Raw genomic sequence first — 17,915 nt, 5'->3', positions numbered from 1 at the left:
GTGGGTCTGCGTTTCTACGACGTACCCACAACGCCAATCACTCTTTCGCTCTCTCATTCTTTCACTCCTTCACTCTCTATGAAAAAGAAATCAAACCGTATTTGGTGGATACTGGGCATCGCTGTCGTGTTGTTGGTCGGGGGGCTGGTAGCCGCCAAACAGGCCGGCATTATTGGTAAACCACCAACCACGGAAGTCGATTTTGCCGTCGCGCGTACCACCGATATTGTCGAGCGGGTCAGTGCATCGGGGCGTGTGCAGCCCGAAGTCGAAGTGAAAATCAGCCCCGACGTATCGGGCGAGATCATCGCCATGTATGTCAAAGAGGGCGACCCCGTCAAGGCCGGACAGATTCTGTGCCGGATTCGGCCCGACAACTACGAATCATTTTCGGCCCGCGCCGAGGCGACGGTCAACCAAAGTAAAGCCCAACTGGAACAATCGAAAGCGGGCGTATTACAGGCCGAAGCCCGCCTGATTCGGACCAAAGCCGACTACGAACGGAGCCGCAAACTGCTCGCCGATAAGGTGATTTCGCAGGCCGATTTCGAAACCGTCGAGGCCAACTACAACGTCGCCAAACAGGATATTGAAGCCCAGCGGGCCAACGTGCGGGCGGCACAGTTCAGCATCCAGAGCGCTCAGGCCAGCCTGCGCGACGCCAAGGAAAACCTACGCAAAACCACGATCTATTCGCCTGTCAACGGCACTGTCTCGAAACTGAACGTCGAGCAGGGCGAGCGCGTCGTGGGTACGTCGCAGATGGCGGGTACCGAGATTATGCGACTAGCGAACCTCAACAACATGGAGGTGCGCGTGAACGTCAATGAGAACGACATTGTAAGGGTTACGCTGGGGGATACGGCCGATATTGAAGTCGACTCCTACACCACGGCCGGCCGTAAGTTCAAAGGTATCGTGACCGAAGTAGCCAACACGGCCAACGGGCTGGCAGGTAGCACCAACTCGGCCGCTTCGTCGAGCCTGTCGACCGATGCCGTAACCGAGTTTGAGGTGAAAATCAAGATCCTCAACAGCTCATACACCGATCTGTCGGCCAAACTGGGCGGACGCGGCTTTCCGTTCAAACCAGGGATGACGGCCTCCGTCGAGATCATCACCGACCGTCGCCCGGGCGTACTGTCGGTGCCCATTGCCGCCGTGACGACCCGCGCCGACAGCACGAAGATGGCCGCTAAGCCAGCCACCGACGATAACGATGAACAGGCAACTGTCGCCCCCAAATCCGTGAAAGAGATCGTGTTTGTGGCCGAGAATGGCAAAGCGGCTCAGCGCGAGGTGAAAACTGGCATCAGCGACTTCGAAAACATTCAGATCGTATCGGGGTTGAAAAAAGGCGATCAGGTTATTGCCGGTCCCTTTCTGGTGGTTTCTAAAAAACTCAAACCCGGCGATCTGGTTGTTAAGAGAGACCCCAACAAGGTGAAGAAGGAATGATGGGTCAACGTTCAAACCTTACACATTGAACCTTAGACGCTTGCTCAATGCGCGGCACCATTATCCACTATGATACGCTGACCCAATGTGGCCTGCTTCGGACAGAGGCAGGTCAATTGCATTATTTCCGGCGCGACGACGTAGCCGAGGCCACTGGTTTTGCCGCCGGTCGGCAGGTGTTGCTTCGCGTGGGTACGTTGGCCGATACGGGCGGCAGTCAGATGGACATCGTGGAAGGCATGGCCGCCATTCGGCAGGTCGAGCAGGCCCGCCGTCTGGGTACGTTGCCGCCTGAGCCTCCATTGACACCCCAACCCCCGAAACGCGCTACCCGATCGATTAGCCAGGTAGGTGGCTGGCTTTCGCTCGCGGCGTTGCTTTGCCTTCTGTTGGCGGGCGGCAATCAGTTTGGCGAGTCGTCGGTATATGCTTCGGCCGAGCCTAAACTAATCGGGTCGGTGTTTGGCGTAGCAGCGGCGGTGTTGCTGGTTATCCTGTCAATTTTGTTCTTTACACACAAAACGCGCCGCCTCGTACGTTGGACATACTGGCTGACGGTCTGGAGTTCGCTCTTTGCCTACATTGCGCAAACCGTCGATGGATTTGAGATCGACGCGGCCGCTACCGCCTACGGCTATTCGCTCATCGCCCTGTTAATCGCGATGTTCTTTGTCCGAAAATGATGCATTATCGTCTTCACCACACGCCCTGTTCCATGAAGCTTACCGCCTTTACGTTAGCCATTGCCTTGTTGATGACCGCCTGTGGTGGCGGCAAAAAACGCGACAAACAGGAGGCCAGTACCCCCAGCAAAACCGAGCAGGTAGGTAAGGTGCATTTCTTCCTGGAGACATCGGCAAGCATGGGCGGCTATCTGAGCGGCGGCACCACGTTCAAGGATGTGGTGTCGGACGTGGTGACGAAAGCCAATCAATTGCGGCCGGTATCGCTCAATACCATTTCCGGCAAAGCACAGCCGGTATCGGGCGATGTCAATACGTTTGTGGCGCAGATGGCGACAACGCCACTGGCAACGGGTAAAAGCTCGGAACTCCACAAGATTTTCCGGCAGATAGGAGAGCGGGCTAAAGGCAATGACATCGCCATTTTTGTGTCGGACTGCATCCTCTCGTTTCCTGACGCCGACATCAAGCGCGACCCCGAAGTGAACCGTAACAACGCATCGAGTACGCTGAAAAATAGTATCTATGACCAGTTTGCCACCTTCAGCAAGCAGGGCATTGGTGCCACCGTGCTGGCTTATACGTCGCCGTTCAATGGTACGTATTACACCTACCAGAACCAGAAGCAGAAGCTGACGGGCGAACCGCGGCCGTTTTACATCTGGATTATCGGCAAACAGAGCCTCGTGGGCACGTTCGCTGGGCAGCTGCTGGAAAGCCTGTCGACGCCCCCCGCCAAGCGGCTCGATTTTGGCGCGGCAGGTGCCCTGAAAAATTACGATTTGCTGTTCAGCGCCAACAAAAGCGGCGACTGGCGCGCCGATCATAACAACGTGACAGAGATCGAGATGGGCCGCAAAGCCAAACCCATTGAGTTTGCGATCGCGGTGAACCTGAACGCCTTGCCGAGTTACGCACAGGAAGAGACGTACCTGCAAAAGAACCTGAACGTGGCGGTCGACAACGGGGCGGTGAAGCTGGCGAAGGTGCAGCGAAAAGCGGCGCTCAACACCGACCGTATGAGCGATCGGGAGCAAAAACTCCTCAGCCAGAATACGCACGTGCTGACCTTCCACGTTGATAATCTATTCGACGAAACCGCCACGGTGACGCTGAAACTGCCCGTCCGGTTCGATTCGTGGTACACCAACTGGTCGACAATGGACGACCGCACGGCCACGGGCCGACAGGGTAAAACCTTCGCACTCGAACACCTGATGACCGGCGTGCGTGAAGCCTACCAAACCAGCGGCAACGAGTTTGCCGCTATGAGCATTAAACTGAGCAAAAACTAAATGAACGATGTACAATTGACAATGCACAATGATTGCCTGAGCCGTGTTGGCATCAATAAGCATTGTGCATTGTCAATTGTACATTGTTCATTCCTTATCCCCCATGTTCCAATCGATCTACGAACTCTTCTTGGGTCAGAATAATGACCCGATTTATGCCGACGAAATCTTCACGCCGGTTGGCACCATGACTGTGCTGGTGGCGCTGGGCGTGGCGGCGGTGTTTTATGTGGCACTGGGCCGCTGGAAACCCGTTTTCCACCGCACACTGCATTGGGCGCTTACGCTCGTTGGTGTGCTGATTTTCGGGTATGCCTACGCCGTTTGGTATGCCAAAGACCGCACCGGCGCCGACGATGCCGACTCGTACATGACGAGCTTCGGTGGCGTCAACGTGTTGCTGGCGGCTATTCTGTTCTTTTTGTTCTCGCTGGGCCTTCGGTACGCCTCGATCTTCGCCCGCAGAACGCCATTTTAAACTGGGTTTGACGTCTAGCGTTTAACGTTTGATGTTGCTTCGTGTCAGCCAACGTCAAACGTTAAACGCTAGACGTCAAACCTTTTTAGCCTATGAAACTCTTCCTTTTCGGCATTGGGGGCACTGGAGCCCGTGTGTTACGCTCGCTGACCATGCTGCTGGCGGCGGGAGCCAACGTACCTGCTGACCTGACCATCATTCCGATTCTGCTGGATATGGACATGCAGAATGGCGACACCGAGCGAGCCCTTCGGCTGGTGGAATTGTACCGGAGCCTTCGGGCCGGCGGCTACCCCAACGGACCGCAGGACCGGGATGGCCGTAAACCCTTCTTCGGTACGAATCTGCAACCGCTGGGTACGTTGCAGGCCGACAATGCGCAGCAACAAATTGGCGATTCGGTGCTGCCTAAGCTCACCGATCATCAGGGTACGTTCGAGGAATTCTTGAACGTGAGCAGCATGGACGAAATCGACCGCGAATTTCTGAAACTGCTCTACGACAATTCGGCCAAACCGACCAACGCGGAGTTGAAGCTGAACCTCTCGGTGGGCTTCAAGGGCAACCCGAACATCGGCAGCGTGGTGTTCAACGCGCTGGAAGATTCGCCCGTCTACAAGTACTTCACGGGCGCCTTTAACGATCAGACCGACCGGATTTTCGTCATTAGCTCCATTTTCGGTGGAACGGGCTCGGCGGGTTTTCCGCAACTGGTGAAGCTGCTACAGCATCCCAGCCAGAAAATGCCCATTCGCAACGCCAAAAAGGGGGCGGTGACGGTGATGCCGTATTTTGCGCTGGAAGAAAACAGCCAGAGCGCCATCGACCAGAACCGGTTCCTGTCGAAGACCAAAGCGGCGTTGTCGTATTATCAGAGTCAGATCGACCTCGACGCGCTCTATTATATCGGCGACCGGCCCGGTGCTAAGCTGTACCCCAATGTAGAGGGCGGTGCCAAGCAGGCCAACAACGCGCACGTGGTGGAGATGCTCGCTGCCGAGGCGGTGCTCGACTTCGCCCGGCGAGGTGCCGGTGAGTTCAGCACCGATAAGCGGTATCTGGAGTATGGCCTGCGCCGCAACGATCGCAGCCTCGATTTGCCCCATTTTGCTGACGGTACATACCAGAATCTGCTGGAGCCGATGGTTCGGTTTACCTACGCCGCCAAGTTCTACACCGATTTTCTGCCGAATAACTTGGGCGAAGCGTTTGCCAAAAACCTGAATCTGCCCCAGACCCTGCGCTCAGGTACGTTCTATACGTCGCTGGATAACTTCATCAACGCCTACAAAGCGTGGCTCCGCGAGCTGTCGGCCAACGACCGCAGCTTTGCCCCGTTTGACCTTGACACCGATTTCAACGGCCTGATTCGGTCGAAACGGATCGAAACGGGTTTTTTCAGTAAAGGCATCAGTGAAGGCTTTTTGCAGGATGCCGCCGGTAAGGGCGAGAACAGCCTGAAAGCCGCTTTCCCCACCAACGAAGCCCGTTTTATGCAATTGTTGATGGAAGTGGCCGATAAATGCGTTGAAAAACTAGGGCCGCTCAACCGGCAACTGGCCGACGTGTAAAGGAGCAGTGGGTTCGTATCTTTGATCAAACGCCTATCGTTATGACGACCATTGTATTGCCCATAGAGATCGAGCCCGGCGTCGATATGTTCAATCAGCTTCGGCGGATGAGCGACGATGAGTTTTATTATTTCTGCCAGGACAACAGCAATTACAACTTTGAGCGCGATGCCAGCGGCAACATTATACCGCTGGGACAAACAGGCGGCGAAACCGGCGAACGGAACAGCGAACTGAGTGCTGAATTAGTGCTTTGGAATCGGCAGACCAAGCTCGGCTTTGTTTATGACTCCTCGACGGGTTTCCGCTTGCCCAATGGTGCTGTGCGTAGCCCCGACGTGGCCTGGGTGGCTGCCGACCGCAGAAACGCGCTGACGGCCGAACAACGGCGAAAATTTATGCCGCTCTGCCCTGACTTCCTCGTTGAACTAGTGAGCGAAACCGATTCGCAGAAAGCAACCGAAGAAAAAATGGCTGAATATATGGCGAATGGCTGTCGGTTGGGGTGGCTTATCAACCCTAAAACGCAGACTGTCAAAGTATACCGGACTAACGGTTCCATCGATGTAATTGACAGCTTCGACAAAACGCTCTCAGGCGAAGATGTACTACCCGGTTTCACGCTGGCTTTATCCATGCTTAGCTGATTCGTTAGATGCTTATGGCTACAGACATGTTCTATGGAGCGCAACCTGTTTTATTTGAACAGGCCAAACAACTTCGGGAGTCCATGACGCCCGCTGAGGTGATGCTCTGGGAGCGGTTGAGACAGAATAGGCTCGATGGGTTCCGGTTTAAAGCCCAACATCCGATCGCTTATTTTATCGCTGACTTTTATTGCCACAAAGCCCGCTTGATCGTTGAAGTTGATGGAGGGGTGCATGACGTACCTGAACAGATGGAGTATGACCAAAACCGTACTCACGTACTCAACGAACTAGGATTAACGGTTATTCGCTTTCGCAATGCAGCTATTTTAACTGACATTAATCAAGTACAGACAACGATCCGAAACTATCTTCTATAGAAGGTTCCTGTGTTTTACCCCCCGCCCTGAAGGGAGCCCGCTGGCGCAAACGCATTGCTTACGCCGTGCGGGAAGCTACTACTGCGCCAGCGGGCTCCCTTCAGGGCGGGGGGTAAAACACAGGGAATAAAAAACTTCCAGTAAATGCCTCATATCCTTCGTATTGATACCGACCCGAATGTTAGTCAACAGAATCACAATGGCTGGACAGGGTCACCGGCGGGCCTGACGGGCAACCGCATCGAACATATTCCCGATACGCTCTCTGGCGCGGGTGGCGGAGCGGCGGGAGCCGCCGCCAAAGCCGGTACGTCGATTCCATCGCCGTTTGCGCGGCTGTATTTGTTCGATACGGCGTTCCGCATAGTGAAGAATAACCTGCAACCGGCTGAGCTGAGCATGTACCACGTGCTGGTATCGCACACGCTCGATCTGCTCGAACTGCTGTTTCAGGCGGGAAACTCCGACGACCTGACCTACCGCCTCTGGAACCGGGGCGAACGGCTGGGCAAATTGGGAGCGGCTACCGGCGGGTCAATCTCGGGTGGTCGACACCCGCATCAGGTGCTGGCCAAAGCGCTGGAACTCGATTTCCGCAACGAACTGGCTTCGGTGCAGACCACCACGCTCATTTACTACAAAAATGCCCTGCTCGGCGGTACGTCGCCACTGACGCTGGTGTTCACCTCGCCCAACTGGGAGCAGGAGCGGCAAAACAAGTTTATCGACCCACCGAAGAGCAGCACGGGTCGGGTGCTGTTCCAGAACGAATACGTGCCTCTACACCTGCGCGATGAAGGTTTTACGACGTACCTGCGCCGCTGGTATGAGCAGTATAACAACCAGATGCCGCCCGGTGGCTTTAAAGAATACCTGTATCGGGTGTTCTTCGACAGCGCCGTGCTACCACCCGTAGCGGCGGGCCTCACGCTGGCCAATTTTGAGCCCATTCAGGTACGTGGCGAAAGCACGAGTACGTTGCAGGTGCTGCCCGGCATGCCACTCTACCGCGTGCGGGAAGACGACGTCCTGAACGACATCGAAGAAGGCTCCGACTTTGTGATGGTGCCGACGGTCGATTATTACACCCGCGAAACGATCAACGGGGCGGCCACGGACGTGCGTAAACCGCTCGCGTTGGCGTCGCGGATGGATGTGGCGGGGCGCTACGTGAAAAACACGAATTGGAACAGCAACACCGTGATCATGCGGCAGCGCGATCTGGGTAGTGGTTTCCTGCTGTCGGAGCGGTTTCTGCCCGGCGTCGACAACGTCAAATATCCGTTCGTCACGACCGACGATTTCTTGGAGGATTTTCTGGTCAGGATGCCGTACAAGCTCAACAGCGGCCGCTTCTTCACCGGCACGCCGGGCGATATGGAGTTTCTGCTGCCCGTTCGGAAAGAGTATTTCAACTTCTTCCGCATGGAGGATCTGGCCCGGCAACTGACGCTGCGTACCGAAGATCGGGGCCTCGACCGTATCATCATTGCGTCGCTGGCGATCCCGATTCGGAACAACCGCACCGTCACCTTCCGCAAAGAATACAACCTCGGCAACTCCGATACCATGCTCGAATTCCGGGCGGGGCTGGCCTGTTTCCCGTTCTACCGCATTACGGTGCCTGACCCGGCTCTACAAGCGCTGAACGAGTATACGGTGATGTTGCTTGACGGTAGTAAAGACGAAGCCAACTTCCACGCGGCGCGGTCGGTGCGATTTTTCCAGTTCGAGCAGGTCGTCAACAACCAGCCGCTCGTGGTGGCCGCACCGGAACACCGCACGCCCAAATCGGGACCCACGCAGGCGGCGTCGTATTACTACAAAGTGCCGCAGGCGTTCGATCTGCTGGAGGTGCAGCTACAGCGCAACGGCATGCCGTACCGGGGCCTGCTGCTGCCCAAGTTCACGATCATCAGCGAGCGCGGTTACAAGCCGTTTACGTTTGCCATCGACTTCGGAACGTCGAACACCCACGTGGCCTACACGGACACCAACATGGGCAACAGCGACCCGAAAACCTTGTCGATCAGCGATGATAAGGTGAATCTGGACGCCGACGAGCTGCAGATGGTGACGCTCAACAAGCCCTACGATGGCTACGAAGCGCAGACGCCCTACGCCCGGTATCGGCTAGGGGCGGGCTATGGGCAACTGGTTGAATTCGAGACGTTTATTCGTCGCGAGTTTGTGCCTGCCATCATCGGGAGTCAATATGGCTCGCCGTTTACGTTCCCGCTTCGCACGACGGTGTATGAAAAAACGGGCTCGGCCGATGCGGGCGATAACCTCTTCAACAAGATCAACCTCGGGTTTAATATTGACCTGGAAACGGGCAGCACGGGCGTCAACCGGTACGTAACGAACCTGAAATGGCTGTTCGAGAATCAGCCCGGCGACCCCATGAACCGGCCGCGCGTTCGGGCGTTTTTCGAAACGTTGCTGTTGCTCATGCGTAACAAGGTGCTGCTGAATCAGGGCAATCTGAACGATACGAAGATCACGTGGCTGGCCCCAACCAGTATGCAGGCCGACACGGAGGATAAGCTCGTAGAAGAATGGGAGAAGGCGTTCCGGCGGGTGTTCAAAACCACGCAGTATTTCCGGCCCAACCCAGTGCCCGAATCGCTCGCGCCGCACTTCTACCTCGTCACGAAGGGCGTCAAATCGTTTGCCGATGCCGTAAACGTTGATATTGGGGGCGGTACGGCCGACATCATGCTGTTTATGAAACAGCAGAACCGCTACCTCAATACCTCGTTCCGCTTTGCCGGTTACGACATCTGGGGTGGTGGGCTGAATCAGCAGGGGCACCCGTCGCATCAGAAAGACAACGGATTCATTCTGAACTACCTGCAATATCGTCGCACGCTCAGCCAGGCTCCCGCACCGGAAGACGCCATCCTCGACACGTTCCTGGCCAACAATGACCTGAGCGCCGAGGATATCGTGAGCCTGCTGTTCCGCAACAACGATCATTATAAGTTCACGCAGTCGATTATCGACGGGCGTCCGGCCCTCCGGATTGTGCTCTTCCTGCACTACTCGGCCATTGTGTACCACCTCGTGCAACTGATCGAGGCCAACCAGATGAGCCTGCCGCGCTACCTGACCTTCACGGGCCGGGGTAGCCAGTATCTGAAAATGCTGGGGTCGTCGCGGCGGCTGATTGAGTTCACGAAAATGCTGTTCCGGGCCTATACAAACCTGCCCGTTCCGCCCGATTTCGAGGTGGTGATGAGCGAAAATCCGAAGGAAACGACCGCCAACGGGGCTGTGCTGTTCGAAAACGCTAGTCCGTTGGAAAAAGACAAGTACAGCAGCCGTCAGACGGTTTGTTACTGGGGCAACGCGCCACTCGAACAGAAAGCGCTGCCGCAACCGGCTGACACGCCACCCGCGCAAACCGGTTTTGGGGCACCGATCAACACCTGGGGAAGCCCCGTAGAGACCGGTCCGCCGGTGCGGCAACCCTTTGCGTCTCAGCCGCTGGGTACGTATGACAACGGATCGCAACCGACCACCCCGCCCGTGCAGGTAGTCAACGCGCCCTTCGAGTATCGCCGCACGAAAATTGGCGAGGTGAGCGGTAACCGCACCTTCCACGACTCGGTGTTGCTCAACGTGAAGCGTTTCCTGGAACTGACCCTCACCGACCGCGATATCGCTTATTACCTCAGCGAGCACAAGATTCAGACGCCGGAGCAATACCTCTCGTTCCTGATCGGCCCCGACGTAACCCGCAGCGGTGCCGTCTACGACAGCTATATGCTGGCCCGGCAGGGCATGGAGCAGGAGCCCAATCAGGCCGTTTCAGAAACGTATTTCTTCCTCCCTCTGAAAAACGCGCTCTACGAATTATCAAAACACATCGCAAGCTGAATAGAGTAACGCGAAGAGCGCGAAGGTTGACGCGAAGAACGCAAAGTTCATAGCAACTAATAACCTTTGCGTTCTTCGCGTCAACCTTCGCGCCTTTGCGTTTAAAACCCTCCCTCAACCATGAAGACACTCCAGACCGTAACCCTGTTGGCCCTCGCGACGACCGCGTTGGCGCAGGGACAGCAGACAGGCATCGAAAAAGGCACGTTTGGTATGGCGAAAGCCACGCTGGAATTTCTGGCGACCGACACCAAAACCTTCCCCAAAGCACAGGAAACCACCTGCAAAGACTGCGTTGAGTATGGCGACTTGTCGGCGTTTATTCAGAAAAATAGCCTCAAAAAAGCCGATGGCCTGCTCAACGATATTCAGAAGCACAGCCTCAAACTGAACGATGGGTTCGCGGCCGACGAGTTCAGCAGCGAAGGGGCCGTGCTCGATAGCCTGCGGCAATACATCCTCAACCGCGTAACGAGCGGATCTGAGCGCGCGCATCGGAAGCAACTGGCCTCCTATGTGGCCTACCAGACCAAAATGACGGCACTGGCTGGTGGCGCCGACCCCGAAGCGGCCCTCAATGAGCAAACGGCTGCCTTGCAGGAAGGCTCTACGCCGACCGACGACGCAGAGGCTGCCTCAACGAGTAGTACGGGTAGTTTTGGCTGGGGAACCAGGGCGTTCTGGTTGTCGATCCTGAACCTGCTCGGTTTGGGGTATTTGTTAGTTACGCGGCAACAGGGCGGCGGCAACAAAGGCGCGGTGCAAAGCGACCGGGACGATGCCCGCATTGCTGGTTTGCAGGACGAAAACAATCGGCTCAGCAGCACCGTAGCTGAACTGGCTAACCGGCTCACCATGGCCGAGAAAAAACTGATGGCGATGCAAAGTGCGCAGGCACCGCAAAACCGTCCGCCCGCCGACCGGCCAAACGTACCCCAGGGTAACCCCACGCAGGCGACCTCCAATCCAATACCTGCCAACCAGCCGCGGCCTATTCAGGGGCAAGGCTATGGCAACCAGCCCAATCCGTCGGCTATGCCCATGTCGGGAAGCAGCCAGATGAGTGCGCCTAACCAGCCCGCTACGCCAACACCGCCGCCGTCCAACGTGCGACCCACACCTACTATTCCGCCGCTGCCTGGCAACGTACCTGGCGAGCGCCCAGCCGTCGAACGGCCCGTTTCATCGGAAATGCCCAGCCCGCAACCTGTACCCGCGCCACCGGCCATGCCTGCTGCGCCGCCCGCTCCTAAGCGCCTGTACGCCCGCACGGCCGACCTGGGTAATGGCTTCAGCCTGGCAGGCCTGCTCGATCAGCCCGAACGCGGCATCGTCTATGAAATCGAACTAACCAGCCCTTCGACCGCTATGTTCCGGGTGAGTCAGTTGCCCGAGGCCCAGCAGCTGGCGATGAGCGACCCGTATTCGTACCTGAGCGACGCCTGTCTGTATGAAAACCAGCCCGGCCCCAATAGCCGCATTCAGACTGTTGCGCCCGGTCAGCTGGTCTTGCAGGCCGATAAATGGCAGATTACCGATAAAGCCCGCATTGGTTTCGTGTAACAGGCGGGGAGCCGATCATCGGCATTTTATCAGTTTAACATTGGCGTAACAGCCATTTGGCGGAAGCGTGCCAACTTGCGGGTAAACTCAATCGCCCCACCTTGTCTGCCCCGTTTACCCGCGCCGATTTCGGCCCCGACTTTGCCTGGGGAACTGCCTCTGCCGCCTTCCAGATTGAAGGGGCTGCCCAAACCGATGGGCGTGGACCGTCGGTTTGGGATGTATTTCAGCAGAAAAAAGGCGCAATCAAGACAGGCGAAACCGCCGAAACTGCCTGTGATTTTTACTCGCGTTACGCCGACGATATTGGCCTGCACGCGAGCATGGGGTTCAACGCGTTTCGCTTTTCCATTGCTTGGTCACGCGTGCTGCCCGACGGTATGGGCCGGGTCAACGAAGCCGGGCTGGCGTTTTATGACCGGGTGATCGACGAATGCCTGCGTCAAGGGCAAACGCCCTGGATCTGCCTTTACCACTGGGACTTACCGCAGGCACTTGAAGACCGGGGCGGCTGGGCCAACCGGCAGGTACTCGGCTGGTTTACCGAGTATGTTACACTGATTGTCAGGACATTTAGCCACAAAGTAAAACACTGGCTGGTGCTCAACGAACCCTCAGCGTTTACGCTGCTGGGCTATCTGGCTGGTATGCACGCCCCAGGCCGACGCAGTATCGGGAGTGTCACGGCGGTCATTCATCACGCAACGCTGGCGCAGGCGGAAGGGGGACGGCTCATTCGCGACAACGTACCTGGCGCGGTGATAGGCACTACCTTTTCCTGCTCCCCCGTCGAGCCGTTTTCAACGGGTAAACGCGATTGGCAGGCGGCGCAGCGAGCCGACGCCCTGCTCAACCGGCTGTTTATCGAACCGTCGCTGGGATTGGGGTATCCGACCCGTGAACTGTCGTTTCTGGGTGCTATCCAGAAGCGCATCGCCCAGCCCGGCGACTGGGAACGGCTGGCGTTTGATTTCGACCTGATCGGTCTGCAACATTACTTCCGCGTCGTGGTCGAGCATTCGTTGCTGGTGCCGTACCTGTGGGGGCGCGAGGTGTCGCCCAACCGGCGGGGCGTCGAACACATTACGGAAATGGGCTGGGAAGTACATCCCCAGAGTATGCTGACGATCCTGCGGCAGTTCAATCAGTACGATGGTATCCGGCAGATTATGGTGGCCGAAAGTGGGGCCGCTTTTTTCGATCAGGTCGAGTTTGGGCGTGTGGTCGATATTCAGCGCGTTGGCTACCATCAGCAATGTCTGAAGCAGGTCTTACAGGCGCAGGCCGAAGGCATTAACGTAACGGGCTATTTCGTCTGGACGCTGCTCGACAACTTTGAATGGGCCGAAGGCTACCGACCCCGTTTCGGCCTCGTGTATGTCGACCACCGCACGCAGCAGCGTACCATCAAGCAGTCTGGCCTGTGGTTTCGGGCGTTGCTGGCGGAGTAGGGTGGAACAATAATTACAGAGGCAGGAAAAGCCGCACTTTACTGTGGCTTCATATGTAATAGCTCATTATTGACAATTGTATTTATTACTACAACTCCGTTAATCCACATCCCTTTAAAAATTCATAAGTTTTGTCGTATAAATGTTTTGGCCTTGTCCAATCAGAATTATCAACGCTTGGAACGTAAATTACCATTCCTTGTCTTGCTCTTGTTAGCAAAACACGGTATGAATTAAGGAGATATTTTTTGGCTATCTCTTGGTTTATATTTTGCCATTTTGAACCTTTAAAGTTTTGGAAACTCCAACCGTTGTCGTAATATAAGTTAATGTCCCACGCGACACAAGTGAAATCTATCTCTAAACCTTGAATGTCAAATTCTGTTGCAACATCTTCTAAGTAATAGGAGGAACGAACATCATATGCATCATTCAGAAACCAATCGGCAGATGATATTTCATTTTTGATGTATATACCATCTTTCCTTAAACGCCTTGCTCCTGAACTTGCAATAATACCAATCCGTTCAGTTCCTTTAGCTTTAAATATTAGCCATTCCTTCGCTTTCTCTAATTGCCGTGTTATGAAGATTGGATAATTTTCTTTAATTGAACTAAAGACACCAAATGCTTCGTCGCTGTTGCCTTCTAAAATATGTTCTACTAATAGTGCGACCTTTTCGCTTCTAAATGAACGCACCGAAACTCCTAAATGTAAGTCAGATACCTTATTCCCATTTACTTGGAGCCAATTCAAAATCTCGATATTATATATATAGTTACTTGTCTGGCTCAATATTTTGTCAGAACAGTAAATTTTCCAGTTACAAAATTTCTTTCTCAATGATTCTATCCATTCAGAGACGCCAGCCTCTCCTGTATTAATTTCTTGGCCGCCACCAATTAAACAAACAATCGTACACCATTCTTTGTGGCGATTCATTACACTAATTAAATATTCTGGTTCTGACATGTTGAAAGCTTCAATTCCTTTTTTAGCTTTCATGAATTTTGACAGTTGATGTTTCTGCCAAGCTCTTTGAGCTTCGTCGAAAACAACAACTTTTTCGATAGGTGGTCTTTCTGTTTTTAAGTTATCGTCTCTGAAATGGTGAATATTCTGGATAAATGCTTTTGCTTCCCTTTCTGCGTGAGATCGTGTTAAGTTATTTCCATTTGCTCTTGCTGTTTCGACAGAGTCGCGAGTTAGTGCTTCTCTTAACACATCAACCAAAGGGCCATTGCCCGAAAGGAAAACGGCGTGTTCAGATTCATCTGCCTTCAGCCGTTCGTTGGCAATGCTCAAACCTGCAAGCGTTTTTCCGGCCCCTGGAACTCCTGTTAAGAAGCAAATAGATTTTTGTTTATTAGCTTTTGTGTTCTCAATAATAGTATTGATTGCGGTAGCCGTTCTTGAAAGATTTATAGCCCCAGCGTCGTTTCTAGAGATTTGTTCAACTTTGTGTCCTTTGTAAAGTGCTTGCGCCGCCTCTATAATTGTTGGAGTTGGTTTGTATGTGCTATTTTCCCAATCAGAAATATTTATGCCTTGGTCTGGAACTTGAGTTTCTAGAATATTTTTTAAATTTTCTTCAAAATTACTTTCATTACAAAGTATGCATTTGTTGAGGTGAATTGCATTCGGTATATAGTTTATTTCTGCTTGGGCTTTAGTTGCAATTAAAATAGGAATGATAATCTTGTCATGACTGCCTTCATGGAAATTTTTCAAATCAAGGCAATAATCTATCGCTTGATTTTGAGCTTTTTTTGAATAATAGGTATCACCAATCTTAAACTCTATTATGAAAATTAAGTTATTAATTATAAGAATATTATCTACGCGTTTTCCCATGCGTGGTATGGAGAATTCGAAGTAGATTGTTCCTTGAATGCCATTGAGATGTGATTTTAAAAGATTAATTTGTTGAGACCAAGCATTCTTCTGATTTTCTTTCAGATCGTGTTGATGATTTACAGCAAGTTTTCCAAAAATTGATGATGCATCTTCTGTTAAAAAACTGCCTATGCTACTTTGGTAATAACTTCTTGTCATTTAGGTAATGATTAGTATATTCTATTAATTGATTATTGACGGCTAGACAGATTCATGGATTATACATATCTGTTAAATATACAGGCTGGATCTCGGCGTTACTTAGCCAATTGATAACACCAGTACACCAAGCGCCGGGACGGTCACTGCTACTTTGTCGGTGCCTTTAAACTGGCTTTTCGTTCGAAAAATGTCGCGGTAGATACGCGGCTTGTTGCCCACCTGTTTCATCGCCTGCCACGCTTCTGCCGGGATCGTGATCGTGGTTTTGACGGCCTGTTTGCGGTCGAAATTGCAGATGATCAGCAAGCGCTGCTTAGCTGTGTACCGCAGGTAGCTGAATAACGTACCCGGTGCGGACGTACCTGATGAGCCATACTGCCGCAGGTCGAGGAACGTACCCAGCCGGATGGCTTCGCTGCCGTTGACGAGCTGATTCAATTGCTGGTAAAACTGCCGCAGGCTGCGCTGAGTGGCCGTCAGTTTTCCGCCGTCGAAGGCGCCGCCGTTGGTCCAGGCCTGGTATTCGGGAATGCCCCAGTAATCGAAAATCGTTGTTCGGCCATCCTCGCCCTGGAAACCTTCGGCCTGCGTCGGGTTTACGCCCACTTCCTGCCCGAAATAGAGCATGGCCGGGCCTGTCTGCGCTGTGGCGGAGAGCGTCATGGCAGGCACAGCCGCCCACGGATCACCCGCAAAAAAGCGCGAGGCGATGCGCTGCTCGTCGTGGTTTTCCAGGAAACGCAGCATGTGCCGCCCCAGTTGGCCTGATTCGCCGTCGAGGCATTGGCTGATCTCGGCTGTGTTGCCCTTGCCTTCCATCAGCTTTCGTACGGTATCATACAGCCCTACTTTGTCATAGAGGTAATCAAACCTGCCCGTTTCGATGTAGTTGCGATACTGCGCCGGGTTGTAAATCTCCGCGATGAAGACAATAGGTGAACTGCCCGGCGGTGTTGGCCGCGCTGCTTTTATCTGCGGAATCACCCATCCCCAAAACTCGACCGGTACCATTTCGGCCATATCACAGCGGAACCCATCGACACCTTTACCTGCCCAGAACAGCAGGATATCGCGCATCTTGGTCCAGGTATCGGGCCGGTCTGCATCGGTCGAGCCGAAGTAGGTTTTGCGTTCGTTCTGTATGTCGACGCCGTAGTTGAGCTTGATGGTTTCGTACCAGTCGTTTACGTCGGGCTGCGCCTTGAACACGTCGTTGCCCGTAGCCTTGGCGGGGTTTTCTTCGTAAGGCGTCGTAAGCAGATTGGGCGGAAGCGGCCCACCCGATGGCACCACAAAAGGCTGGTCGGCGGTCCCGCGTCCGGGGAGGTAATAGAAGTTATTGTTTGGGTCGAAGGACTTCGCCGAATCGTCGGTTTCGCCGAGGTCACGTACCCCGTCGGGGCGGGCGTCCGACGCATACTGCCGGGCTACGTGGTTGGGTACGAAGTCGATAATCACCTTCAGGCCGTTGGCGTGCGAGCGCTTCACCAGTGCCTCAAACTCGGCCATTCGGTTGCGTACGTCGACGGCCAGATCGGGGTCAACGTCGTAATAATCCTTGATCGCGTAGGGCGATCCGGCCCGGCCTTTCACCACCAGCGGATTGTCGGTCGGGATACCCAGCGACGAATAGCCCGTCATGGTGGCATGTTCGATCACACCCGTGTACCAGACGTGCGAGATGCCTAGTTTTTTGATTTCCTGAAGCGCCTTGTCGGTGATGTCGTTGAACTTGCCAACGCCATTCTCCGCCAGATTACCCCACGGCTGATTCGTCGTTTTCTGGTTGCCAAACAGCCGCGTAAAAATCTGGTAGACAAGTAGTTTGTCGTTAGGTACGTTAGGCGCAGTCCATTCGCTTAAGCGCTGAGCAGCGGAAGCGAGCGAACCGGCGAGTAGGCCGGTAGCCGCCAGACCTGCCGTAAACGTACGGCGTGATAAGGTGGGTTTACTAGTTGGCACGTGGATGAATGGTTTACTGGACAACCGCAATTGCATCAACCTCCAGCAGGTAATCGTCCTGAACCAATCGCGTGACCTGTACCGTCGTGCTGGCGGGTTTGTTGGGGAGATCTTTCAGGAAGTCAAGGCGAATGGCTCGGTACGTGGCCAGGTCGTTCATATTGACCATATACGTGTCGATCTTCACGATGTTGGCTACCGTGCCGCCCGCCGCTTCGACTGCCAGCTTGATGTTGTTGAGCACTTGTTTGGCCTGCGCGGCAAAATCGCCTTTGCCAACCAGTTTGCCTTCCTTGTCAACCGCGATCATGCCCGATACGTAGATGGTACGCCCACCAGTAGTTACCACCGCCTGCGAATAATTGGGGCTTTTCGATAACGTAGCCGGGTTGATGTGCTCAATCGTTTGCGCCAGACTGGGCAGCGAAAACAGGCACGCAAACAGGGCGCAGAGGAAAGCTTTTTTCATAAGGAATTGGTTGTGAA

Annotated in this window: 13 protein-coding genes; 10 read left to right on the top strand and 3 right to left on the bottom strand. The window is 54.2% G+C overall.

The features are described from left to right. The first annotated feature begins 78 nt into the window (after positions 1–78). The 10 genes from ACAW74_RS22260 to ACAW74_RS22215 all read left to right on the top strand — a co-directional run bounded on the left by ACAW74_RS22260 (position 79) and on the right by ACAW74_RS22215 (position 13,408). Complete coding sequence (locus ACAW74_RS22260; protein WP_370700444.1) at positions 79–1,458, top strand: efflux RND transporter periplasmic adaptor subunit; 1,380 nt, start codon at positions 79–81, stop codon at positions 1,456–1,458. Positions 1,459–1,505: 47 nt separating this feature from the next. Next, entirely contained in the window at positions 1,506–2,141 is a 636-nt protein-coding gene (locus ACAW74_RS22255) for a hypothetical protein (RefSeq protein WP_370700443.1), read from the top strand. A 32-nt stretch (positions 2,142–2,173) separates the two neighbouring features. Then, on the top strand, positions 2,174–3,436 hold the full coding sequence (locus ACAW74_RS22250) for a hypothetical protein (protein WP_370700441.1): 1,263 nt from the start codon (positions 2,174–2,176) through the stop codon (positions 3,434–3,436). A 103-nt stretch (positions 3,437–3,539) separates the two neighbouring features. Next, positions 3,540–3,914: an Asp23/Gls24 family envelope stress response protein gene (locus tag ACAW74_RS22245; protein WP_370700440.1), complete on the top strand. Its 375-nt coding sequence runs from the start codon at positions 3,540–3,542 to the stop codon at positions 3,912–3,914. Between the two features lie 92 nt (positions 3,915–4,006). Continuing rightward, the gene (locus tag ACAW74_RS22240) at positions 4,007–5,485 is read left to right on the top strand and encodes an FtsZ/tubulin family protein (protein ID WP_370700439.1); all 1,479 of its coding nucleotides are present in this window, start codon (positions 4,007–4,009) and stop codon (positions 5,483–5,485) included. Positions 5,486–5,526: 41 nt separating this feature from the next. After that, complete coding sequence (locus ACAW74_RS22235) at positions 5,527–6,132, top strand: Uma2 family endonuclease (protein WP_370700438.1); 606 nt, start codon at positions 5,527–5,529, stop codon at positions 6,130–6,132. Positions 6,133–6,146: 14 nt separating this feature from the next. Beyond that, positions 6,147–6,512 (top strand): endonuclease domain-containing protein, encoded by a 366-nt coding sequence (locus ACAW74_RS22230; protein ID WP_370700437.1) that lies wholly within the window; start codon positions 6,147–6,149, stop codon positions 6,510–6,512. 144 nt (positions 6,513–6,656) lie between these two features. After that, positions 6,657–10,394 carry a hypothetical protein gene (locus ACAW74_RS22225; RefSeq protein WP_370700436.1) on the top strand — a complete coding sequence of 1,246 codons (3,738 nt, stop codon included), beginning with the start codon at positions 6,657–6,659 and terminating at the stop codon, positions 10,392–10,394. A gap of 120 nt (positions 10,395–10,514) precedes the next feature. Beyond that, on the top strand, positions 10,515–11,957 hold the full coding sequence (locus ACAW74_RS22220) for a hypothetical protein (protein WP_370700435.1): 1,443 nt from the start codon (positions 10,515–10,517) through the stop codon (positions 11,955–11,957). 101 nt (positions 11,958–12,058) lie between these two features. Then, a complete protein-coding gene (locus ACAW74_RS22215) occupies positions 12,059–13,408 on the top strand; it encodes a GH1 family beta-glucosidase (protein WP_370700434.1) in 1,350 nt (449 codons plus the stop codon). Positions 13,409–13,496: 88 nt separating this feature from the next. Here the strand turns inward: ACAW74_RS22215 and ACAW74_RS22210 are convergent, their stop codons facing one another. The 3 genes from ACAW74_RS22210 to ACAW74_RS22200 all read right to left on the bottom strand — a co-directional run bounded on the left by ACAW74_RS22210 (position 13,497) and on the right by ACAW74_RS22200 (position 17,898). Further along, a complete protein-coding gene (locus tag ACAW74_RS22210; RefSeq protein ID WP_370700433.1) occupies positions 13,497–15,464 on the bottom strand; it encodes a DUF2075 domain-containing protein in 1,968 nt (655 codons plus the stop codon). Positions 15,465–15,566: 102 nt separating this feature from the next. Further along, the gene (locus tag ACAW74_RS22205) at positions 15,567–17,465 is read right to left on the bottom strand and encodes an alpha-amylase family protein (RefSeq protein ID WP_370700432.1); all 1,899 of its coding nucleotides are present in this window, start codon (positions 17,463–17,465) and stop codon (positions 15,567–15,569) included. Beyond that, positions 17,443–17,898 (bottom strand): RidA family protein, encoded by a 456-nt coding sequence (locus ACAW74_RS22200; RefSeq protein ID WP_370700431.1) that lies wholly within the window; start codon positions 17,896–17,898, stop codon positions 17,443–17,445. Before ACAW74_RS22200 ends, ACAW74_RS22205 begins: the two co-directional genes overlap by 23 nt. Positions 17,899–17,915 lie beyond the last annotated feature (17 nt).

It is taken from the genome of Fibrella musci, from assembly GCF_041321105.1.
GTDB lineage: Bacteria > Bacteroidota > Bacteroidia > Cytophagales > Spirosomataceae > Fibrella > Fibrella musci.
Note: the sequence above shows the minus strand (reverse complement) of the source record. Positions and strands in the feature narration are given on the sequence as shown.